Source organism: Citrobacter sp. C13, assembly GCF_014596815.2.
In the GTDB taxonomy this organism is placed as follows: Bacteria; Pseudomonadota; Gammaproteobacteria; order Enterobacterales; family Enterobacteriaceae; genus Citrobacter; species Citrobacter portucalensis.
Genome location: NZ_CP115024.1, coordinates 4,342,758 through 4,364,737 on the forward strand (window position 1 = coordinate 4,342,758; position 21,980 = coordinate 4,364,737).

27 protein-coding genes, 1 pseudogene and 1 riboswitch are annotated in these 21,980 nt (G+C 49.9%); of the genes and pseudogenes, 22 read left to right on the forward strand and 6 right to left on the reverse strand.

What is annotated here, in order from left to right:
* The first annotated feature begins 1 nt into the window (after nt 1).
* From IB222_RS20790 to mobC, 11 genes are all read left to right on the forward strand, one after another.
* Complete coding sequence (locus tag IB222_RS20790; protein WP_164887140.1) at nt 2-139, forward strand: hypothetical protein; 138 nt, start codon at nt 2-4, stop codon at nt 137-139.
* The gene (locus IB222_RS20795; protein ID WP_064388587.1) at nt 132-815 is read left to right on the forward strand and encodes a type IV secretion system protein; all 684 of its coding nucleotides are present in this window, start codon (nt 132-134) and stop codon (nt 813-815) included. The genes IB222_RS20790 and IB222_RS20795 overlap by 8 nt, the downstream gene beginning before the upstream one ends.
* A complete protein-coding gene (gene virB9, locus IB222_RS20800; RefSeq protein ID WP_064388589.1) occupies nt 815-1,720 on the forward strand; it encodes a P-type conjugative transfer protein VirB9 in 906 nt (301 codons plus the stop codon). The genes IB222_RS20795 and virB9 overlap by 1 nt, the downstream gene beginning before the upstream one ends.
* 19 nt (nt 1,721-1,739) lie before the next feature.
* Complete coding sequence (virB10, locus tag IB222_RS20805; RefSeq protein ID WP_064388590.1) at nt 1,740-2,960, forward strand: VirB10/TraB/TrbI family type IV secretion system protein; 1,221 nt, start codon at nt 1,740-1,742, stop codon at nt 2,958-2,960.
* Nucleotides 2,950-3,975, forward strand: a complete 1,026-nt coding sequence (gene virB11, locus IB222_RS20810; RefSeq protein WP_149384970.1) for a P-type DNA transfer ATPase VirB11 — start codon at nt 2,950-2,952, stop codon at nt 3,973-3,975. Before virB10 ends, virB11 begins: the two co-directional genes overlap by 11 nt.
* Nucleotides 3,972-4,370 (forward strand): cag pathogenicity island Cag12 family protein, encoded by a 399-nt coding sequence (locus tag IB222_RS20815; RefSeq protein ID WP_057108599.1) that lies wholly within the window; start codon nt 3,972-3,974, stop codon nt 4,368-4,370. The genes virB11 and IB222_RS20815 overlap by 4 nt, the downstream gene beginning before the upstream one ends.
* A 48-nt stretch (nt 4,371-4,418) precedes the next feature.
* A complete protein-coding gene (locus tag IB222_RS20820; RefSeq protein WP_057108600.1) occupies nt 4,419-4,721 on the forward strand; it encodes a TrbM/KikA/MpfK family conjugal transfer protein in 303 nt (100 codons plus the stop codon).
* Between the two features lie 48 nt (nt 4,722-4,769).
* Nucleotides 4,770-5,075: a dpoa decarboxylase gene (locus IB222_RS20825; protein ID WP_072146387.1), complete on the forward strand. Its 306-nt coding sequence runs from the start codon at nt 4,770-4,772 to the stop codon at nt 5,073-5,075.
* A gap of 71 nt (nt 5,076-5,146) precedes the next feature.
* Nucleotides 5,147-5,500 carry a hypothetical protein gene (locus IB222_RS20830; protein ID WP_196239630.1) on the forward strand — a complete coding sequence of 118 codons (354 nt, stop codon included), beginning with the start codon at nt 5,147-5,149 and terminating at the stop codon, nt 5,498-5,500.
* Between the two features lie 350 nt (nt 5,501-5,850).
* Nucleotides 5,851-7,587 (forward strand): type IV secretory system conjugative DNA transfer family protein, encoded by a 1,737-nt coding sequence (locus IB222_RS20835; RefSeq protein WP_057108606.1) that lies wholly within the window; start codon nt 5,851-5,853, stop codon nt 7,585-7,587.
* An 8-nt stretch (nt 7,588-7,595) separates the two neighbouring features.
* A complete protein-coding gene (gene mobC / locus IB222_RS20840; protein ID WP_149384969.1) occupies nt 7,596-8,348 on the forward strand; it encodes a MobC family replication-relaxation protein in 753 nt (250 codons plus the stop codon).
* Here the strand turns inward: mobC and IB222_RS20845 are convergent.
* From IB222_RS20845 to IB222_RS20855, 3 genes are all read right to left on the reverse strand, one after another.
* A complete protein-coding gene (locus IB222_RS20845; RefSeq protein ID WP_088169038.1) occupies nt 8,345-8,659 on the reverse strand; it encodes a CcdB family protein in 315 nt (104 codons plus the stop codon). The two genes, mobC and IB222_RS20845, sit on opposite strands and share 4 nt — an antisense overlap.
* Nucleotides 8,660-8,661: 2 nt before the next feature.
* Nucleotides 8,662-8,898 carry a type II toxin-antitoxin system CcdA family antitoxin gene (locus tag IB222_RS20850; protein ID WP_057108410.1) on the reverse strand — a complete coding sequence of 79 codons (237 nt, stop codon included), beginning with the start codon at nt 8,896-8,898 and terminating at the stop codon, nt 8,662-8,664.
* A gap of 322 nt (nt 8,899-9,220) precedes the next feature.
* Nucleotides 9,221-10,165, reverse strand: a complete 945-nt coding sequence (locus IB222_RS20855; protein ID WP_057108411.1) for a zincin-like metallopeptidase domain-containing protein — start codon at nt 10,163-10,165, stop codon at nt 9,221-9,223.
* 1,415 nt (nt 10,166-11,580) lie between these two features.
* Nucleotides 11,581-11,655: riboswitch (Fluoride riboswitch) on the forward strand.
* A gap of 42 nt (nt 11,656-11,697) precedes the next feature.
* Here IB222_RS20855 and IB222_RS20860 point away from each other — a divergent pair.
* The 3 genes from IB222_RS20860 to eno are packed head-to-tail and all read left to right on the forward strand — an operon-like array spanning nt 11,698 to nt 14,394.
* Nucleotides 11,698-12,660, forward strand: a complete 963-nt coding sequence (locus IB222_RS20860; RefSeq protein WP_057108412.1) for a DHHA2 domain-containing protein — start codon at nt 11,698-11,700, stop codon at nt 12,658-12,660.
* A gap of 3 nt (nt 12,661-12,663) precedes the next feature.
* Nucleotides 12,664-13,092, forward strand: a complete 429-nt coding sequence (locus IB222_RS20865) for a universal stress protein (protein WP_057108413.1) — start codon at nt 12,664-12,666, stop codon at nt 13,090-13,092.
* A 15-nt stretch (nt 13,093-13,107) separates the two neighbouring features.
* The gene (eno, locus tag IB222_RS20870; protein WP_057108414.1) at nt 13,108-14,394 is read left to right on the forward strand and encodes a phosphopyruvate hydratase; all 1,287 of its coding nucleotides are present in this window, start codon (nt 13,108-13,110) and stop codon (nt 14,392-14,394) included.
* 75 nt (nt 14,395-14,469) lie between these two features.
* On the opposite strand, the gene IB222_RS20875 is transcribed toward eno, so the two are convergent.
* Nucleotides 14,470-14,607, reverse strand: a complete 138-nt coding sequence (locus IB222_RS20875; RefSeq protein ID WP_176396445.1) for a hypothetical protein — start codon at nt 14,605-14,607, stop codon at nt 14,470-14,472.
* An 83-nt stretch (nt 14,608-14,690) separates the two neighbouring features.
* On the opposite strand from IB222_RS20875, the pseudogene IB222_RS20880 reads away from it, so the two are divergent.
* From IB222_RS20880 to IB222_RS20910, 7 genes and pseudogenes are all read left to right on the forward strand, one after another.
* A pseudogene (locus IB222_RS20880) lies at nt 14,691-14,813 on the forward strand (histidine phosphatase family protein); the annotation flags it as partial.
* 7 nt (nt 14,814-14,820) lie between these two features.
* The gene (locus tag IB222_RS20885) at nt 14,821-14,982 is read left to right on the forward strand and encodes a hypothetical protein (RefSeq protein WP_223240864.1); all 162 of its coding nucleotides are present in this window, start codon (nt 14,821-14,823) and stop codon (nt 14,980-14,982) included.
* A gap of 34 nt (nt 14,983-15,016) precedes the next feature.
* The gene (gene crcB, locus IB222_RS20890) at nt 15,017-15,391 is read left to right on the forward strand and encodes a fluoride efflux transporter CrcB (RefSeq protein ID WP_008786685.1); all 375 of its coding nucleotides are present in this window, start codon (nt 15,017-15,019) and stop codon (nt 15,389-15,391) included.
* A gap of 158 nt (nt 15,392-15,549) precedes the next feature.
* Nucleotides 15,550-15,699, forward strand: a complete 150-nt coding sequence (locus IB222_RS20895) for a hypothetical protein (protein ID WP_233602516.1) — start codon at nt 15,550-15,552, stop codon at nt 15,697-15,699.
* 115 nt (nt 15,700-15,814) lie between these two features.
* The gene (locus IB222_RS20900) at nt 15,815-16,771 is read left to right on the forward strand and encodes a D-2-hydroxyacid dehydrogenase (RefSeq protein ID WP_057108416.1); all 957 of its coding nucleotides are present in this window, start codon (nt 15,815-15,817) and stop codon (nt 16,769-16,771) included.
* Nucleotides 16,772-17,528: 757 nt separating this feature from the next.
* Nucleotides 17,529-18,806: a bifunctional O-acetylhomoserine aminocarboxypropyltransferase/cysteine synthase gene (locus IB222_RS20905; protein WP_057108417.1), complete on the forward strand. Its 1,278-nt coding sequence runs from the start codon at nt 17,529-17,531 to the stop codon at nt 18,804-18,806.
* Nucleotides 18,807-19,056: 250 nt separating this feature from the next.
* Nucleotides 19,057-19,614, forward strand: a complete 558-nt coding sequence (locus tag IB222_RS20910) for an OsmC family protein (RefSeq protein WP_057108418.1) — start codon at nt 19,057-19,059, stop codon at nt 19,612-19,614.
* A 223-nt stretch (nt 19,615-19,837) separates the two neighbouring features.
* On the opposite strand, the gene IB222_RS20915 is transcribed toward IB222_RS20910, so the two are convergent.
* A complete protein-coding gene (locus tag IB222_RS20915; RefSeq protein ID WP_057108419.1) occupies nt 19,838-20,539 on the reverse strand; it encodes a DsbA family oxidoreductase in 702 nt (233 codons plus the stop codon).
* A gap of 128 nt (nt 20,540-20,667) precedes the next feature.
* The gene (locus tag IB222_RS20920; protein ID WP_057108420.1) at nt 20,668-21,510 is read right to left on the reverse strand and encodes a DMT family transporter; all 843 of its coding nucleotides are present in this window, start codon (nt 21,508-21,510) and stop codon (nt 20,668-20,670) included.
* A 108-nt stretch (nt 21,511-21,618) separates the two neighbouring features.
* Here IB222_RS20920 and IB222_RS20925 point away from each other — a divergent pair, with 108 nt between their 5' ends.
* Nucleotides 21,619-21,939 carry a thioredoxin family protein gene (locus IB222_RS20925; RefSeq protein ID WP_057108421.1) on the forward strand — a complete coding sequence of 107 codons (321 nt, stop codon included), beginning with the start codon at nt 21,619-21,621 and terminating at the stop codon, nt 21,937-21,939.
* The last annotated feature ends 41 nt before the right edge of the window (nt 21,940-21,980 follow it).

Genomic DNA, 21,980 nt, shown 5'->3' on the forward strand with positions numbered 1-21,980 from the left:
CATGAAACGCTTGATTGCGCTGGCTTTGCTGTGCGCGCTTTCCGGCTGCGCGCAGTCTCCCCGTCCTCCTGCTTTTAGCGGCCAGGGCGTCCCCGTGAACACCCCACAGATTATGGCGGAGTTAAACAGTTATGAGTGAACAAACCCTCATTGCGGATTCCCGCACCTTCGAGCAGCAGATGATTGAGCGGGACAAACGCGCCACAAAAGCCGGGTTTATGGTGGGCGGCACGGGCCTGCTTACCGCCATGCTGGCGCTCATCGCCCTGGTGCTGATGCTGCCCCTGAAACAGACGGTCGTTGAACTGTACACCGTGGATAATCATACCGGACGTGTGGAGCACGTCACCCGTGTGTCAAAAACCCACCTGACGGCGGAAGACGCTTATCAGAAGGCGATGACCGCCAGCTACGTCAGGCTGCGTGAGCGGTATGTCTATCCCTCCCTCCAGGACGATTACGCCACGGTACAGATTTACAACAGCCCTCAGGTCAACGATGACTATCTGGCGCTGTATGCCGGTAAAGACGCCCCGGACAAGGTGTATCAGAACGGGGCGCATACCGTGCGGATCGACATTCTGTCAAACCAGCTCACCGGGGGCACTGACCCCGACAAGGTCGCCACCCTGCGTTACAAAAAGATTATCCGCCGCCTCGCGGACAACAGCACCCGCACCGAATACTGGGATGCCCGCCTGACGTTCCACTCCGACCCCGGCAGGGAAATGAGCGACACCGAACGGGAAGTTAACCCGTTCGGGTTTACCGTGACCAGCTGGCAGGCAGACCGTGAAATCCGGGGAGGCGAATAATGAAAAGCATCATCTTTATCCTGCTTGCGCTGATGTTGTGCGGCACCGCATGGAGTGCCGCCATCCCACAGGCGAGCCGCTACGACGCCCGCGTTCAGCAGGTGGTTTATAACCCGCTGAACGTCACCGTCGTCAGTACCCGGCCCGGCTTCATGACCACGCTGGTCTTTGACAGCGACGAGGCGGTTATCAGCGCCAGACCCGGTTTTGAGGAGGCGTGGGAAGCCACGCCGGTCGCCAACCGGGTCAGTGTCCGCCCGGTAGCGCTCGTTCAGGGTGCGCCCGGCGCGGACGGGAACACCACACAGGTGGTCATCCCGCCCAACAGTCGGGACTGGCACACCAACCTGCTGGTTGTCACCACCCGGCGGCTGTACAACGTCGAGCTGAACGTCATTGATGATAAATCCCCGCAGCAGCCCGCTTACCAGGTGAGTTACCGCTATCCGGGCGAAGACCGGGAGAAGGCCAGCCGTGAGACAGCGACCAGCGCGCTGGAGCGTGAGCAAAAACAGCAGCAGGCCGACATTCAGCAGGCCCTGAATGCCGCGCAGACGCCGCGCAACTGGGACTACCTCAGTTATCCGGGGCGCGACAGCGTCCGGATTGTCCCGGATTTCGCGTATGACGATGGCCGCTTTACCTTCGTGGGCTTCTCCCCGGCCAAATCCATTCCCTCCGTGACGAAAGTGCTGAACGGCCAGGAACATGTGGTTAACAGCAGTGTCCGCCGAAAAGGCAACTTCACCGTACTGCTCATTCAGGAGGCCACGCCCCGTCTGGTTCTGCGTTCCGGCAACGCCGTGGTCGGCCTGGAAAATCGTGGATTTGGCCGGGTCCGGGCCGCTGATGGTGCCACCGTCTCCCCGCAGGTCGAACGGGTGGAAAAGCCCGCCACCCACTGATAACAGAGGAGTCATGCAGATGAACGACGAACACCCGCATCCTGAACCTGATGAGTCCCGATCCTCCCCGGCGCAACCGGAGGACGACATTGCTGCACTTGAGCGCGAGGCCCGTGCCAGGCGGGAAGCGGCGCTTCTCACCATGCAGGAGGATGAAGAGAACGATCCGGTACAACCCGCTATCAACAAACTGAAAAAGCGCAGGCGCGGGAAAGCCACCGCGTTTCTGGCGCTCGCCGCCGTTGCGCTGATTGGGCTGGCATGGGCGGGCAACTGGGTATACCGCAATCTTCTCTGGCCACCGGGTGAAGAAAAACGACAGGATGCCGCGCCACAGCCGAACCGGAGCGATTACCGGCAGCGTACCGATCTGGGGGCGCACGATACCGCGGCGGACACACCAGAACCGGTGGACAGCATCCCGCGCAGTACGACGGTCACCGGGCCGGAGACGCCACCGGAACTGGATAAAGCCCGTTTTTTGGTCCGGAGGGACAACTCTGCCGCTGCGGCCCGAAACCCGGTCCGGACCCGACAGCAGGAAATGACACAGGCAACCTCTACTGGTCAGCAGACAGACACCACACCGACACCAACGGAATCGTCCCCGGCAGCGGTCCGGCGCATTCCTTACAACCCGGATCTGTATGTGCCGGAAAATACCGCCATTCCCTGCTCACTGGATTACCGCTTTGTCTCGGATCGGGCGGGGAAAATCCGCTGCACGATCGCCGACGATATCTGGAGCGCCAGCGGTAACACGAAGCTGATTGAAAAAGGGACCACCGCCACGGGCATTTACCAGACGGGTGCGGAAACGGGAATGACGCACGGACAGGGCCGCGCCTTCCTCATCATCACGAAACTGCGTACCCGCCAGCCCCCTTATCTTGATATTCCGCTGGTTGATACCCGCGCTGCCGGGGAACTGGGCGAGGCGGGTGTTGACGGCTGGATCGATTCGCATTTCAGCGAGCGATTCGGGGGCGCATTACTGGTCGGTATGATCCCCGATGTTGCGGCATGGGCTTCCAACAGCGCGGGTCAGAAAGATCGTAATACCGACTACACCGAAAACAGCCGTCAGGCCATGGCAGATATGGCACGAACCACGCTGGAAAACAGCATCAATATCCCGCCGACCGTGCACAAAAATCAGGGTGAGATCATCAACCTGGTCACCGGACAGGATATTGATTTTTCCGGCATCTATACGCTGAGGATGAAAAATGACCGCTAAAAACATCTCCCTGGACCGCTATAAGCAGCGATTTTTTGGCGATTTTCTGGCGCTTCCCGGACTGACGGAGATCGCCGTTAATCGTCCGGGTGAGCTTTTCACCAAAATTAACGGTGTCTGGGAGCAGCACGCCGTTCCGCTGGATTATGAGGGCTACTACAACTTCGCCCGGTGTCTGGCGAAGCATCACGGCGACAATATCGAAGATATCAAGCCGGGACTGTCCGCCACGCTGGAATCCGGTGAGCGTTGTCAGGTCATCGTCCCCCCGGCCTGCGAGCGTGACACGGTGTCCATCACGCTGCGTAAACCCTCACGGGTTCAAATCCCGCATCAGGACTATATCGACGCCGGGTTTTATAACCGGGTGGCCGGTACAGAAAAAACGCAGACACATGATGAGGAATTACTGACCTTATATCACGCGAAAGATATTCCGCGCTTTATGGAGAAGTGCGTGGAGTACGGTAAAACCCTCGCGGTGGCCGGGGAAACCAGTACCGGGAAAACCACCTATATGAAGATGCTGATTGGTTATATCCCCCCTCATCTGCGTATTACGACCATTGAAGATAACCCGGAAATCACCTTCTTTATTCATAAAAACTACGTCCACCTTTTTTATCCGTCGGAGTCGGCAGATGAAAAATGGTCAATGGTGACGCCCGCCAGCCTGCTGCGCTGGAATTACCGCATGAATCCCGACCGCATATTATTAACCGAAGTGCGCGGCGGTGAAGCCTGGGATTTTCTCAAAATAACCGGCTCCGGTCATGAGGGCAGTATGACCTCCCTTCATGCCGGTTCGGCAAGGGAAGCGGTGGACGGGTTTATTACCCGCTGCTATGAGAATCCGCAATGCGCCCGACTCCCTTACACCTTTATGTTACGCAAGGTACTGGACAGTCTGGACGTTATCGTGAGTATCGACCTGGACGGTAATGTGCGCCGGATGAATGATATTTATTTCCGGCCACTGCACCGCCGCGCCTTTTTTGAGGAGATGAAAGCATGATGAAGGTTATCAATATGCTGCTCTTTTCGCTGGTACTTTCCGGCTGTTCTTCACCCCCGCCACCGGTTCCTGTTGAATGGAATAAACCGGGCCAGTCAGTCAATACCGGTTTACCGCAATGGCGGGACAATCTGGTTATTATTCCTTCTCCGGTGGTTAATGATAAATGGTTATTGTCCATTCATGCACGGAATTATAATGAGACACGCTGGACGCCCGCTGTATTTTACGCGGTCGCCCACTCAGCGCGTATTGTTGTTGCAGCGCCATCAGGCGCAGATTTTTTTACGGCAAAAAACTGGCTGCGTCAGTATGGCGCAAAAGGCGTTATTGCATATCAGCCGGTCTCTGACTGCCTGACATGCAGCGATACCCGCATTTATTTTTCGCGTTAAATCATCCCCCTCACATCATGAAATTCATTTTACTGTAAGGACGTCATCATGAAATATTCCGCTATTACGGCGGCAATGTTGTGCATTGCTGCCGGGACGCCTGTTTATTCATTTGCTGCTGACCCGTGCGAAGTCGTGCTTTGTCTGTACGGTAAAGCAACCGGAAACAGTGGAGGGAGCGAATGCCATTCTGCTGAACGGGCCTTTTTTAATATCGTCAAAAAGAACCGGCACGGATTTTTACCCAATCATACGCTGAATGCCAGAAAAGTTTTCCTGGGGGAATGCGCCAGTGCGGATCCGGCAGCGGTGAATAAAATTCTGTCCAGATTTGGCCGGGTCAGAGGGTAATAACCCCTGACCATTATGTTAATACCCTTCCCGTATGGAGAAATAAAAGTGAACAAAGAACACCTGTTTATTTCTAACATTCACTCAACACATCAGGACAGAATATCTGTTACGTGTATCTATAATTCTCTGTCAAAAGAAGCCTGCCGGGGATGTGGGCTTTATTATGAGATATATGAAAGCCGGTTTATCCATTTATTGCGACATCATCTTTCACAGCTTAATGAACCGGACGCAGAGAAGCTCAGGCGATATGCCGAAAGTCAGGGAACGAAGACCGATGATGAAACGTACCGTGCGGCATTAAACGCAGAACGGGAATGCCTGGCTGAAATAGCCCACGAACAGAGGTGAATCACAGGCACTGATAATATATCGAACGACGCCACAGACTGACAGACGGCGAGTTTCAGGCGTGCATATTTTTGGCTTCAATTTCGAAGAAATTGTTAAGCCGTAAAATAAGCACGTGGAGTGCGGACAGAAAATTCAATTTCGCAGAAATTGTTAATTTTCAGGCACCGTGCTCACCTGTGAACATTCGCCCAAAGCGAATTGAGCAGGCCGGGGGGAGCCGCAAAAATTTTGCCGCCCCGGCGAGCAAAAAGGCACGCCCACGTGCCGGTTTTTGTGGGGGGCTTGCCCCGCACACCGTCAAGCCAGGTCATATTTTCCGCCCCAGCGGGGAATATGACCGTTCAGGCGCGACCAACCCCTTTAAAGCAGCGTTCCCGTTTTTTCGAGCCTGCGAGAAAAAACAGGCTAAACGCGCGTCTTAAAGGGGTTGGTCGCGCGTAGCGTGCGACGGTGTGCCGCCCTTGACCCTGGGGGCTTTGACGCAGCGTTCAGCGAAGACATTGCCCCCATGTTTCCGGCTGTCAGGGCGTCCAGCCGGGACAAAGGAAACACGCCGTTGTCCGTCATACGGGCGTTTCAGGGACGGACGACCACCGGTCGGCAGACTTCTGAAAGCGCGGATAACGGGCATGAGCGCCGCAGGCGTTCAGTGCTTTTCGTCCTTTTATGGGCGTCACGGGTGGGCGTCGTGCAGGGACGTGGGGTATCACGTCCATCGGTGACGCCCATGTGGTGCGCCCGTCACACCGAAATCAGACCGGAGATCACTGCCATGGGAACTCATCTGATGCAAAGGCTGAATGCCTTTTCGGATGCCTTTTCTGTTTTTCTGCTCTGGCTGCAACACAACCCGGTCATATTATCCCTGTTTGCCGGGCTGACGCTGCCATTCATTTTTCATCTGCCACGTGAGGAAAGAAAAAATGCCCCCTTCTGGTTAAAATCAGTGGCGTGCGTGTCCATCTTCTTCTTTATATCCGGCACGCTGTCACCGCTGACCATTCAGGGGCTGAGTTTTTTCTTTACGGTACTCGATAATCACATTCTGCTCAGGTTATCACTCTGGATACTGACGGTCGTATTGACGCTTGCCGGTCTGGCCTTTCACATTACCGCCCGACGGTTACTGGCCGGAGAAATCGACAGTTTAAAACACCGGATGATTAAAAAAAGCAAACTGGAAAGGAATATCAGAACAGATGTTCGTGACGTCAGGGATATGTTGCCTGACAGCATCGAATATAATCCGCTGGATTATATTGACCTGAATAAGGGTATTTTCATCGGACTGGATAAAGACAATCAGCCGCAATATATCACCGCAGAAGAATTTCAGACCCAGCACGCCGACCTTATCGGCACCACCGGCTCCGGTAAAGGAGTGAGCGCCTGTGTCCTGCTTTATCAGGCCATACTGTCAGGTGAAGGGGTATTTGTTGAAGATCCCAAAAATGATGAGTGGGCTCCACATGTCCTGCGGGACGCCTGCCTGAAAGCGGAAAAACCGTTTGTCCTGATTAACCTGAATGACCTTCATTACCAGCAGGATTTACTGGCTGATATTTCTCATGAACAACTGGAGGAGCTGTTTAATGCCGGTTTCAGCCTGGGGAAAAAAGGCGAAGGCGCTGACTTTTATCGTATTGCCGACCGACGGGCCGCCAGAAATACGGCGGCGATTTATGAAAAAGGCATGACATTACGGGATTTATTCAATACCGACTTTGTGAAATCTCTCAGTGAAGATGTGCCTGCTTTTTATGGCGAGCTGGAGGAAATCGCCTTAGTGAACTCAATTAACGCCCGCAACGGATTTTCATTAAAGACAATATTTAATGAGGGCGGATGCTGTTACATCATCGGTTCAATGCGTAATCAGAAAATCATTTCGGCGCAACGCATGATTTTAACCCGACTGATCCAGATAGCCGAAACGCGGGACCGGATACAAGGTAAGCCCCGGCCTGTCGCTATTTTTCTGGATGAACTTAAATATCATCTTTCCCGCCCGGCGCTTGAGGGACTTGGTGCGGCAAGAGATAAAGGTGTGCATATCATCATGGCGCATCAGTCGGTGAAAGATTTGTATGACTGTCCGGCGGACCTGGAGGGTGATGCCGTCGCCGGTTCAGTGATTGAGAACTGCAAGTTTATGCTGGTTTATCGCCTTCGTGATCCGGATACCGCCGACTGGGTGGCAAGAATGACCGGCTCTATTCTGGTTGACGATGAGATGCGGAAAGTGAAGACGGATATTTCCCTGACGGAGAAAATGGAAACCGACCGGATGATCCGCCAGGCAGAACGTTATTATATCGACAGTAATATGCTGCTTAATCTGCCAAAATTTGTTGGTTTTGTATTTACTCAGAATGATCTGGCGAAGGCGACCAAACTTTTTCATATACCGGCGAAAAAGCAATATATCAACCTGCTTTCATTTGAGCATAAAAACCCGCTGTATACCGGAAAAGACCATCAGGTTCACAAACCGTCCATTAACCTGTGAGGCAGCTAATGCTAATTCATAACGTTGCTGAAAGAAATGAAGCCGCAAACCGGAGAATGGAGGCATTACTGAGTTTTCTTAAGGAAGAAACATTCTCTGATTTCCAGACATTAAAAAAAGTTGTCGGCTATAAAGGAAGACATAACCATGCGATGTATAACCTGCTGAATAAGGCGGTGGCTCTGGGATTTATGAGTAAACATGAATATCCGGTACTGACAGGGAAAAAGGCATTGTGGGGAATAACCATGCCGGGGCTGGCAAGGGTGGTTAACGCAGATGACCCTGTTTTTCCCGCTTATTTTGAGCCGGGAAAACTCCGGCACTGGACGCTGGAGCATCGCCTGTTAAACCAGCGGGTCAGGCTGGCCCTGGAGGAAAAAGGCGGTACAGGCTGGCTTAACGGCGACCGGGGGGCATTTATAGCGCGGTATCCGGGCGTCCGGCACCGACCGGACGGCATTATTACCCTGAGCAGCGGTGCCATCATCGCGGTGGAAACCGAGCGCTCGCTGAAAACCCGCGCCCGCTACATCACCATTATCAACAGTCATCTGGCCGCCAGCGACGCCGGATGCTGGCACTATGCCATGTATGTCATGCCGGACGAAAAGACCCGCGTGTCGCTTGGCAGGCTGTTTGGCAGCATCAGGACGGTGATGAGGAACAGTGTTCCCGTTCCGTTTGATGCGAAGAACCGCGACATGTTTCTGTTCCGCACGATAGCCGAACTGGAACAGGCCCCCGACAGCCACGACTAAATGCCGTCAATGAGGAAATCGATGGCGGCCTTCACCTGAGTGCGGTACTGCGACGCATCGCAGAACACCGTCCCCAGCGCCCGGACAGGGACACTCGCCAGTTCGTGGGTCATGACCGCGTATTCCTGGCCGTCCGTCAGTCTGACAACAGGGACAAGACGATCCGGGCGGCGGCCTGCCGGATACCTGTCAACAGGCAACAGCGGGATCACGATCCGGCGGTTCAGTTGTCCAATGATATCGCTTGTGACATCAAGCAACAGGGGGTAAACGGCGCTTTTACCGGTATTACCGTATACGGTGAACTGCATGGTTAAAATGTCCGGTATTCATCACTGAAACAGCCATACTCATCATGGAAACGATTTAATGCGTCGATAGCCTCCCTGTTCTCTTCCTGCCATTTTTTGGCTTCATGGTGACGAAGCTCGGCATCCAGGGCGGCTGTCAGGGTCGCACTGAGGTTAATACCCGCCTCACGCGCCCGGACCAGTAAGGCGCGCTCTACTGTCATGGTCACGCTCTGCGTGTTGCGTTGTTTCGCGGTCATGCTTTCTCTCCCGTCATGAGATACGTGCAATCCGCACGGTTTAATACACTTATCATAGCACCAAAAAAAGGTCCTGCTACCGTTGCAGTCTTTCACATTTAACAGTCAGTCTGTCATACCGGCTCTGTCATCCACAGAAATCACAGGTGTAATAATGACGTTTGCGGGATGCGCGGGCTCTTTGCCGCCCGCCCCCGCAGCCTGCGAATTTTCCGGGCACCCGATGCCCGGAAAATTCGCAGGGAAATTGAAAAATCCGTCATTCTGCCTGCCCCTGAATCAGGTTAAAGCCGCACTCCTTTGCGGCTTCCCGTTCTTCAACTCAAACCTTATCTATCAGATAACGATGCGCTTTCGATGCTGCACTGGCGGCTTTAAAAATATAGCGCTTGTCGTTTTTCAGTGCTTTCAGCCAGGAAGCAATATAGCTCTCGTGCTGAACCTCTCCGACAATCCCCAGATCCGCCATCAGGAACGCGCTTCCCAGCTCGGCGATCAACTCCTCAAATGCATAATCCCCACTGCCAAATCTCCCTTTCATTTCACGGTTAAGACGTGTTTTGCCACCGCTCCAGTGCACCAGCTCATGCAGGCCGGTGGCGTAGAAATTAGCGGCATCAGAAAAAAGGTGACGCTCCGGTAATCTGACTTCATCGGTTGAGGGTCTGAAAAAGGCATTTTGTCCTTTTTCGATGATGTTTGCGCCACTGCTCTGGAAAAGATTTTCAGCCTGCGGCAACGGGTCAAACGTCTCAGCAGGACTCACAGCCTCAGCAGTCAGGGAAAGGCCGTCAATTTGTTCAACGTTAAACACGGTGAAGGTTTTCAGCATCGGAATGTGATCAACATCTCCGGCGTCGTTTTCCTTCTCCAGCGTGGTATAGAAAATCGCGGTCGTGCCGTGCTCACCTTTGCGAACCTGCCCGCCTTCTGCCTGAGCCTGTTTGTACGTCATCCAGCGGGCGTCACTGAATCCCTGTTCTGACGCGCTGTACCACAGCAACATGATATTCATCCCGCTGTACGCCACGCCAGTGGCGTAGTTGGAAGGTAATCCGGACATCCCCGCGACACGCTGCCACGGACACGTCCAGGGCTTAACACCTGCTTCCAGTGCGCTAATGATGTTGTCGGTAACGGTCTGATAAATATCAGTTCTGGTTTTAGTAAATTTCGTTTTTGAGGAGCCTGACGGGTCCAGCGGGGATACGCTGGTCGCCGCTGCGGTGTTAGGGGCGCTGGTCCGGGTATGCAGGGAAATCGTCATGGTTTTTTCTCCGTCAGTGGTGTGATTTTCGTCTTCGTATCGCCTGACGGTTCGCTTTCCCGGCATCGTTCCGGCCAGCAAGGGCGCAGCATGCGTGCCATTTACCCTTGCGGGACGGGTTGTGTTGGGAAACGATTAACCGGAAGCGAATACGGGGAACGGAAAGCACACGGGAGAAAAAATCTGCCTCTGCATAGACGAGGGCATAGCGCCCCTTGCTCAGCAGCAGTGAAAAGGAATTGGAGGTTTTGATTTAAGCAGATTGCTAAGCAATTAAATGACACGATCCTGTTATATCCTTCTCATTTTAGTTACATACCTGAGCAACAGGTACCCATCAATCTCTGATGGGTACTATCTAACGCCTGAGTCTTGACATCTCAACGACACGTTGGAATTCATTCAACAAAACACTTAATTAATATAACGAATAAACCAATCCCAAGCCGTATATATAGAATATTGCCATTTAGAAATGGTGAATTTATATAAAAAAGAGTGATAGAATAAATTGACACTTATACTGTCATTAAATTTTCTATTATCACAACGTTCACCAGACTCCGATCCCTCATATCACGCTGCGAATGGCAATTAGGACAAAGATATATAGTTAAAACAATTAAAAACGATAAACCCCAAACGACATGCTTGAATTTAATAACGACTACCCCTGATAAATATCCATTACATTCTCGCCATATTCAACCTTTCTATTTACGATAAAAAAGTAGTTTTATATAGTTTTCGTTACAGATGACTCTACCATATCAAGTGGGAAATATACGCCAAGATAAATACGGAGCCAAGTGGCCTGGTTACTGATTCTCAGCACAATCTAGCCTGTACACACTGCCTTGCACACAGATAAGCGAGAGAACAAAACACACAAATATGGTCACCAGGGAATGACTAATCTTCCATATGCGAAAACCAGACATAGCCCAGCGGAACCATGAATGATCTTAGAGGCGGCCAGAGAGTACCAATAATCAAGCTTAAGGCCACACTAATCACCATCGTCAATGTTGATCGGAACATCAGCATTTTTCCTTTCCCAGCAATCTATAAAGTAAGAATAATAAATGATATAGCATAAATAAGATGATTCGCAAAAAAAGCAGCAAACGCTAATGCTAAATCAGGGGCTCATGGAAAGGAATATATTTCTGTTCAAAATTTAAATTTCATTCAGCATAAATGTTAATCAATCAGAAATAGAAGCATGTTATTGCCAATGTCTTAAGATTAACTTGAGAAAAATCCACGATAGATGACGGTCATCTCTTGTCCCTCACCGCTCACTATTGCAAAAATTTCTGGTGGGGCAGAATGTACTCGCGTATAGAGGACGGCCACCGGATTAGGGAGGTCCATAATAAATATTGATTTAATGCAAAGAGCCATATAAACTTAGTTTACAAGGTGATGGTGCTCCACCTTTCCCAACCGCCGGTTTTTCAATACCGGATGATGGCGCCTGATATACAGATGAAGTTGTCCTCTTATAGGCATGTATGTCAGGTATCGCTATGCAAAATAAAACCACATTACCGCTTACCGCAGGCTCTCTCTCTTCTCAAAGAGATAATCCGATCCATGTTTTTGGTCATCGAAATCCTGACAGCGATGCTATCTGCAGCGCGTTGGTTGTGGCTGACTGGCTCAATTACACCGGTCGTCCTGCAACGCCCTGGCGCCTGGGAGATATCACCCCGGAAACCCGTTACATCCTCACCGTCGCGGGTGTTTCACAACCCGATTTACTCACCGCCGACCTGACCGATAAAACCGTATGGCTGGTTGATTTTACGGATGCAGAGCAAGGGCCGTCCTCGCTGATGGACAGCAACGTCATCGGCATCATTGACCATCATCGTATTGGCACCCTCATTACCCGCAATCCACCGGATGTCTGGGTGCGGGCGGTAGGATGCTGCGGAACCGTGATTCTCTCGATCCTGATGCATGACATTCCGATGCCGCTGACGGCCACTCAGGCTGTGCTGCTGATGGGGGCGATCCTCAGTGATACTGTTGCGCTGACCGGCCCCACCACCACCACTCAGGATCAGGAAGCCGTGGCTGTTTTGCGGGAAATCGTCGGCATCAATTATGACCAGTTTGTGGCCGGACTGCTGCGGGCCAAAACAGATATAACCGGGCAATCCGCGTCGGTATTACTCAATCGTGACGCCAAAAATTACCGGATCCATGATGTGCCGCTGTTGTTGTCACAAATTGAGGTCCGCGACATGGCTGATATTACTCCCCTGTTGCCTGCGCTGCTGCAGGAAATGGATAAAACCTGCAAGGACAGTGCGCTGGAAATGGTGATCCTGATGGTGACGGACATCACCAGCAGGAACTCCGTTTTGCTTTTTTCAGACAGCAGCCTGACAGGCTCCCGCCAGGTGTCACTGCCCGGTATGACAAGCCGGAAAAAAGAAATCCTCCCCTGGCTGACAGACCGCTTCGCTTCTTATAAGAGGTGATTTATGCAAATTTACCGGCATGCCTTGTTACTTGTACAGAATGAAACCGACGGCCTGCTGTTGCTTGAGCAGGCAGAACGTCTGGCAAAAGAGATGGCTACCCGTATTACTGTCGGCCATCTCAGCGCTGACTACCGGGAGCTGGATTACACCAGTGATTCATTAACCAAAGATCGTCAGTCACAGGAAGTTATTGATGCAAAGGCAATGCTGAGCCGTCTGGTGGAGTCCAGCAGTATTGATATCAACGTCAGGTCCATCGTCAGCATTCATCGTTTCCGGGACGTCGAAGCCGTTGTTCAGCAGGAAGGTATTGATCTGGTCATGCTGGGGCATAAAAACCGCCTGTTCGGGTTTTTTTCCTCTTTCTCTTTCGAATTCATCAATCACCTTTCTGTTGATGTTCTGATTAAGCATATTCCAGCCCCTTAAAAGAAGGTCAAATTTATGAGCTTTGAAATTGAACGCATCGTTGCAAGAGAAATTCTGGATTCCCGTGGTAACCCGACCGTAGAGGTTGAAGTGACTTCTGTGGGGGGCTGTATGGCAAGGGCTTCCGTTCCTTCCGGCGCCAGCACCGGCTCCCGTGAAGCCATTGAGCATCGTGATGGCGACAAGACCCGTTTTGGTGGTAAAGGCGTACAGGATGCGGTCCGCAGCATCAATACCGAAATTAACGATGCCCTGCAGGGTTTCGACGTTCGTCGTCAGAAAGAAATCGACAACTGCCTGATTGCCCTTGATGGCACAGAAAACAAAGGCCGGCTGGGTGCTAATGCGATCCTTGGCGTATCGCTGGCAGTATCCCGCCTGGCGGCACAACTCTCCTCTACCCCGCTCTACCGCTATCTGGGTGGCGTCGGCGCGAATCTGCTGCCGGTTCCCTGTATGAATATCATTAACGGCGGAGTTCATGCCCGCTGGCAGGGCGCTGATTTTCAGGAGTTTATGATTGCACCATGGGGAGCCTCTTCCGTACGCGAAGCTATTCGCTGGGGCAGTGAGGTCTACCAGGCCCTGCGTCAGGTCCTGCTGGAAAAAGGTTTATCCACCGGCGTGGGCGATGAAGGCGGTTTTGCACCGGCCGTTTCCTCAAACCGCCAGCCGCTGGAGCTTATCGTGGAGGCAATTAGCAAGGCGGGATACCGCCCGGGCGAAGATATCGTTATTTGCATGGATCCGGCCTCCAGTGAATTCTACGCCGATGGGAAATATACCCTGCGTACCGAAAATACCCAGCTCCGCGCCGAAGAAATGACCCGCTACTATGAGCAACTGGTGAAGGATTTCCCGATAATCCTGATTGAAGATGGCCTGGCGGAAGACGACTGGGCTGGCTGGCAGATCCTGCATAGCGCGCTCGGCGATAAAGTTGAGCTGGTTGGCGATGATATCTTTGTGACCAATGTGAAATATATCCAGCGTGGTATCGATGAGAATCTGGCCAATGCCGCATTGATCAAACTGAACCAGATTGGCACCCTGAGCGAAACCATTGAAGCCGTTCAGTTGTGTCAGGATAACAACTGGGGAACCTTTATTTCGCACCGGAGCGGGGAAACCGTGGACAGCTTCATTGCAGATATGACCGTCGGCCTGCGGGCTGGTCACCTGAAAACCGGTGCACCCAGCCGTGGGGAGCGCATTGAGAAATACAATCAACTGATGCGTATTGAAGATGAATTAGGTGATGCCGCCATCTTTGCCGGTAAAGCTGCCTTCAAAAAACGCTGATTCCGTCACCCTTCCCGTATGCTCAGATACGGGAAGGGGTAAGGTGGTCCTGTGAACGGAAAAATACTCCTACTGTCAACAGCAACGGGCATCCTGACAACCTGTCTGGTTTTCCTGATCACTGATGTCTTTTTTAACGTACTGCCGGATGGTACCTGCGCCGTTGTAATCGCGCTGTTCATCGGGAGTAGCGCCCATCTTCTGATGCGTCACCTCCTTGACCGGAGTCCAGGTAAATCCGGGTAACTGAACGGGTTCAGTTACTTCCGGTTCAGTGGTGGGTGACAGACAGGTAGTTGTTTATGGGAAAAATCATTTTACTCCGCCATGGCGAGAGCCAGTGTAATCAGCAAAATCGTTTTACCGGATGGGAAGATGTCCCGCTGACGCCGAAAGGAGTGGAGGAAGCCCGGCGCGCAGCAAACCATGTTGCTGGTCAGTCATGCTAATGCACTGCGTGCACTGACCATGTTTATTGAGCAGATTGATGAAAACAAGGTTCCCGATCTGCATGTCCTGACGGGAATCCCCGTACTGTATGAAATGAATGAAAAACGGGCCATCACCGCACGTTATTCCCTTGAATGACGGTCTGATGGTGCCCTGATTTCAGCGAGGTGGTATGTACAAATCATTATTCGCGGTGGTGATAGGCGGTTCGATCGGCTGTGTGATCCGCTGGATACTGTCCATGCGTCTCAATGCACTTTTCCCCAATCTTCCACCTGGCACCCTGGTGGTTAATCTGGTTGGCGGATTTATCATCGGTATGGCACTGGCCTTCTTTGTCCGGCAGCCTCACCTTGATCCCGCCTGGAAGTTTTTTATTACCACCGGCTTATGTGGCGGTATGACCACCTTTTCCACCTTTTCTGCTGAGGTAGTGGTGTTACTGCAGAATGGCAATTATGCATGGGCTGTCATTTCCGTACTGACGCACGTAACTGGCTCGCTTCTTATGACTGCCGCCGGTTTTTTTGTGATGACACTGTTGTAAAGGCATATGCGCCATACGCTTAACCGGCGCTATGTCTCCGTCAGACTTTCATTTTATCGGCATAACAACACGCCTGACCCGTCGGGTCAGGTTTTTCCGGAGAAGGATGTATGGAGATGCCCCCTGAGAATAACGTGAAGGGACTTTCCGAAACGGAGATGCAGGCCAGGCTGGCGCAATATGGCTATAACGAAGTGCGTGAACAGCCTCCGGGCCAGTTGCGTGCGAACTGTTCCATTTTCTCGCATGTAAAGATAGTATCAGATAGTATCAAGACCGATTTCATGGGGAGGCCATCGGTTTGTTAGTGAGAATAAATAAACCACTATTAATTAGAACGTTGAATTGCATCAGTAAAGTATTTAGACCTCAACAGAGTATCGTCTGGCTTGATTTATCGCTGAAAAAACAAATGGATGACTTATGAAAATCGTTATATTAGATGGTGGTATACTCAATCCTGGTGATCTCTGTTGGGAAGAGTTGAAGCAACTGGGCGAAGTGACGGTATACGACCAATCTGTGCCGGAACAGGTGGTTCAACGTCTAGCTAATGCTGACATTGTCATTACCAACAAAGTTGAGTTGAACGAAGCGATATTCAACCAGTGTCCTAGTTTAAAATTTATAGCGGTTACTTCCACTGGCTATAACGTCATCGATCTGGCTGCCGCGCGCGCGCGCAGGATAGCAGTCTCTAATGTTCCAACCTATGGCACTGCCACTGTGGCTCAATTCACTACCGCGCTTTTGTTAGCACTTTGCAACCAAGTGAGCGAACACAGCAAGGATGTACTTGCAGGTGGCTGGAGTCAACGTAACACATGGTGTTACTGGTTAAACCCAATGATTGAAATAGCGGGCAAAAAGGCCGGAATTATCGGTTATGGTCGCATCGGTAAGGCATTTGGTACTATCGCTCAGGCAATGGGTATGACGGTACTCGCCTACGTGCCAGGAACCGCTAATGTGGAGGAAAACGACAATGTGTGTTACGTCGATCTCGACACACTATACGCTAATGCCGATGTCATCAGCCTGCACTGCCCACTGACACCAGCCACCAAAGGTATGATCAACAAAAACACTCTGCAAAAAATGAAGTCAAGTGTACTACTGTTGAACGCGTCACGTGGTGAGCTGATCAATGAAACAGATTTGGCCGTAGCCCTAAATGAAGGCCGTATTGCTGGGGCTGCAGTGGATGTGCTCTCCACCGAGCCACCTGCCACTGATAACCCGTTGCTGACTGCCAAAAACTGCCTGATCACTCCGCATATTGCCTGGGCATCAGTGGAAGCTCGTGGGCGAATTCTTACGACAACCGTGAAAAACGTCGCCGCCTTTATCGCCGGGCAACAGCAAAACCGCGTGGTTTAAATAATAATCAGTTCTGTTTGGAATATAGCGACCTAGACAAACGACGAAGAGACATACTTACTTGCTTTCACTAACCAGAAACAGAAGTACTGTTCAAAAATAATGTTGGGAAAGATGTAGCAAAACTACAAAAACACATATTCATAAATCCATCATATAATATTCTCATATTATTTTTCCTGCGACATATAACCGCAGACATTGATAGCGCCCCCCGAGTAAATATAAAGAAAAGTTGGATAGACGAAAAAGGTTTTTACGGGAGAAATTTTTAATTAAAAATCTCATTAGTATACTTCGATTATTCTCAATTACGCATTATTGTTCCAGGTACAACAGTTAGATACCCGATTCTCCGTCTGTGATGTCGATTAAAGGAAGAAGGTCGATACCAAATCGGTCATGAAGCCTGATACGGTAGATGCCCCATGATTAATGATAACTCGACCTGAGCAATAGTGATTAATAGATTTTGATTGAAATTCCAGATTTCATCCAAATATTCCCATCGTCTAATTCATGTAGAACGCCTGGAGAGAGAATACATATAATCATATTGAAATACAGATAGTTATCACAGAACAATCACCAACAGGATGAACTAATTTGCTGGAATTAATCAGAAAATGTGGCATTTAATGTGATCAAGATGAAAAACTCTCACTTAACAAACTAACCTACTGAATGATAGGTTCAGTCGACACTATACACAGCAGGCCTGATAACGTCCTCCCTGCTATTTTCCTGAGGAAAGTTAATGAAAACTGAAACCCTATCAATTCATGCCGGTTATGAAGTTGATCCTACAACGAAGGCTGTTGCTGTTCCTTTGTACCAGACCACATCATATGCTTTTGATGATACGCAACATGGTGCAGACCTTTTTGATTTGAAAGTTACCGGTAATATTTATAGCCGAATAATGAATCCAACTAATGATGTGCTGGAAAAACGTGTTGCAGCACTGGAGAAAGGTGTTGGAGCCCTGGCTGTGGCATCCGGGATGGCGGCAATCACGTATGCGATTCAGACCATTGCTAAGGCTGGTGACAATATTGTTTCTGTCGCCAAACTTTATGGGGGAACCTATAACCTTTTTGCCCATAACTTTCCGCGTATCGGCATCACTACACGATTTGCCGCACATGAGGATCTTACGGGGTTGGAAGCACTGATTGATGACAAAACATGCGCTGTTTTTTGTGAAACCATCACTAACCCCGGAGGAAATATCGCGGATATTACTGCCCTGGCTGAAATTGCACATCGTCACGGTGTACCGCTTATCGTAGACAATACTGTTGCAACGCCGGTATTGTGCCGCCCGATTGATTTTGGTGCTGACATCGTAGTTCATTCATTGACCAAATATATCGGCGGGCATGGTACGACGATTGGTGGCATGATTGTAGACAGCGGTAACTTTGACTGGGAGGCGAATGCCTGCAGGTTTAGTGTGCTGACCACTCCGGACCCTTCCTATCATGGCGTCACCTATACAAAAGAATTTGGTCCGGCAGCGTTTATCGGACGGTGCCGCGTAGGCCCTCTTCGTAATACCGGGGCCGCATTGTCACCATTTAATGCCTTTATGCTGCTTCAAGGGCTAGAAACGCTCTCACTTCGTATGGAACGCCACACACATAACGCATTACTGGTTGCTGAGTATCTTGAAAAACATCCTCAAGTGGCATGGGTCAAATATGCAGGTCTGCCTCAACATCCGGATCACGCCTTAGCTAACAAATATGTAGGGGGAAAACCTTCTGCGATTCTGTCTTTCGGAATTGTTGGCGGACAGGAGGCTGGCACAAGATTTATCGACAGTTTGAAGTTGATTGTACGTCTGGTAAATATAGGAGATGCAAAGTCTCTGGCGTGTCACCCCGCTTCCACGACGCACAGACAGCTTAATGACGAAGAGCTGGAGCTGGCTGGTGTACCCCGGGATATGATCCGGCTCTCGGTTGGTATAGAACACATTGATGATATTATTGAGGATTTATCACAGGCACTTGAAAACACACGCCTTTAAGAAATCATCAATGGTGCAGAGAGTTGTGGGCTCTGGGCAGGAAAACCTCTTTCAGTACAAATCCGTAGCAGTCAGTATTCACCATGCTATTTCTTCAATGCATGGTGATACCCCGAATCACCAGTGCTGGATACTGTCCCTGATAATGAACTAAAAGGGTAGACAAAAAAGACAGCGCCCTTTAATCTACCATCTAGTAGATAACTAAAGCATTTGTAGTTAGTCCCGACAATCTTAATAAGGAGTTTCTATGTCTGTTTCAACTAAACCTTACATTGACATGGATGCAGTAAAATTAACTCAGGATGCTGTCCGTGCCCAACCTGCACTGGGTAACGTGACCTTCACCATGAAAGGAACATCGAATGGTGGTGTTTCCGTCAAAGTGGGAACCGGCCCACTTATTCAGAATGGTGACGTGGATGATGCCCGAGAGGGGCGCTTTTCTCTGATCAGCGATGAACCTGTAGCCCTACTTGGCGCTGATACTGGTGTCAGCCCTGCTGAATACATTCTGATGGGATTGGCTGGTTGCTACACCGTTACCCTGACTTCACTGGCTGGTGCTAAAGGTATAGACCTGGATGGTATAGAGCTGGAACTGTTCTTTGATATTAACCTGAACGGATTCCTGGGTCTGGATGACTCAGTTCGTAAAGGTGCACAAGGTATTCGTGTTGACATCAAAATGGCCGGTGAAAAAGCAACGCGAGCTCAACTGGAAGAGCTTGTGCGCGATCTTCCTGGCAGTTCACCTATTCATGACACTCTGGCTAATCCCGTAACGATTACCACGAAACTAGTGTAATTACCGGTTCTTGTCACGTCCTTGACCTCATTCCCCTTAGGGGGTTTTAACAATAACTGCGTAAGCTCCTGCAGTTGATTCTGAGTTAGCCCGCTTATTCGCGGGCCCTTTTTAGTCAGTGACGCATAGTTAACTGATACCTAATTGACCATGCGTGAACCTAGCTTATACGTTCTTTTCCCATAGCTGGTAACTCCCGGGGCATGCAACACACGGAGATGACTCAGATATTACATCCATCGCTTCCGCATACAGGGCCTTCAACCAGGGGGAGATCTGGTTGACTTTCTGTCCAGACCTGATTTAACGCCGACAGAAAGAAATCCGCCTTCTGTGCGCCATTAATGACATATTTGTTGTTGAAAAGATATAACGGTACACCATTGACACCCATCGCACGTAATGCCGCTTCATCCCGAACCACACTGGAAGATGCGGTGTCGACGTTAAACGCAGCCTCAGCAGCAGTAGCAGACATTCCAACTTCGCCTGCCATTCTGACGAGCTCATTACGTTCAAAAATTGAACGACCATCTGTAATACTGGATCTGAATAAATGTTCAGCCAGTTCCTCACCAACTCCTTCCTCCCACGCAGTACGAAGTAAAAGCAGGGCGTCTTCCGTATCGCCAAAAAGCATTGTTTCAAAGTTATATACGAGGCCTTCTGACAAACCGGCACTTTTGACCTGACTCATCATGTTATCTGCAGCCTGCTTGTTACCAAATTTTTTATATAACGCCTCCTTGAAAGGAATTGCTGGCAGATTATCGGCTATGCGAAAACCGTGATGTCTGATTTCAAGTTGTTGTTTATACTCAAAACGTTCTACTGCAGCATCAAAACGTTTTTTAGCTATCCAGCACCATGGACAGACAAGATCGGACCAGATATCAATATAAATTTTTGGCAAATTTGGTTTCATTACAACCTCTGGGTCAGGTAAACAGGAAAGGTGGTCACTTATGCATTTAATAAGAAGATACCTTGAAAGAATATATATCTACTAGTTGGATGGTCAAGCATCAGTTCCAGTTTACCCGTAAAAAAACGTCAGCGCCTCTTATCAGCCCTGACCACAAGTAAGATACCAGCCAATACTGTGCATGAAGATAAGATGATCCGGAGGCTAAGGTGTTCACCAAGGATCCAGGTACCTCCTGCCAGAGCAAGGCAAGGCACACTTAACTGAATTGTACTGGCAGTAACGGATTCTAAGTGTGGAATAATGGAATACCATAATACATAGGAACCTGCCGACGCTAATGAACCTGATAAGATAGCAAGCAAAACACCAGTCTCATCAAAGTCTGGACTTCTCTCCAACAGAAGAGATAGCCCAATTGCCATAGGGACAGCGAGTATAAAATTTGCAGTGGTGGCGGCAGAAGCATTCCTTACTTTACGGCCAGAAATGGTATAAGCTGCCCATGCAAAACCAGAACAAACCATCAAAAATGAGCTAAATAACGGTGGGGTTTGAGCTCCGGGTAAGAGAAGAACAGTTATCCCACCCACAGCTAACACTAAACCTGACAGCCGTTGCCAGCCCAGAACTTCTCCATGAACTAATCCATGCGCGACCATGGAAAGCTGCACCGCCCCAAAAAGCAATAATGCTCCGGTTCCTGCTTCAAGATGGATGTAGGCGATGGAGAAGCACAACGCATAGACCATCAAATACATCCCATTTTTTATCTGCCATATTTCTTTACTGAAAACATTCCCCCGCGCCAGCATTGGCAGCAGTACTATTGCCCCACTTGCCAAACGCAGATTGGTAAAAGTGACAGGGTCAATATGTTCATTTTTCAGGGCTATTCGGCACAAAACTGAGTTGGCCGCAAATGCTGTCATAACCAGGGCAATCTGTACAACCAGTACTTTTTTGTTCATGTGTGCATTTTCCGTCACATAGCTATCTACTAGTTGGTAATATAGTACTTTCTGTTACTGAGAGGAACAATTTGTCTCAGTTCTGCTAGCGAATACTCAGGTGATGATATGAAAAATTATGATGAAAATAATTTCAGAGAGGTTGAATGGTATGAAGGGATTTCAGTTATCTGTTTTTTTGCGGCCTGGTGCCCTCCTTGTTTAGCAAATAAAGAAACATTTGAAACATTTTCAGAATGGTTGCCAGAGGGGGTCAAAGTTGGAAGCATAAATGTAGATATCAGTCCGGTACTTACCAGCCGATATCGAATCTACGGATTACCTACAGTACTTTATATTCATAAGAGTAAGGTCATAAAATACATTGCGGGAGTGAAAAGCCTCAGTTTTTATCAGGAGGCATTTCTTGAAACTAGTGCTAATATATAAGGATTTCACTCCCGATGTTAATCTGACCTGATTAGCCTGAT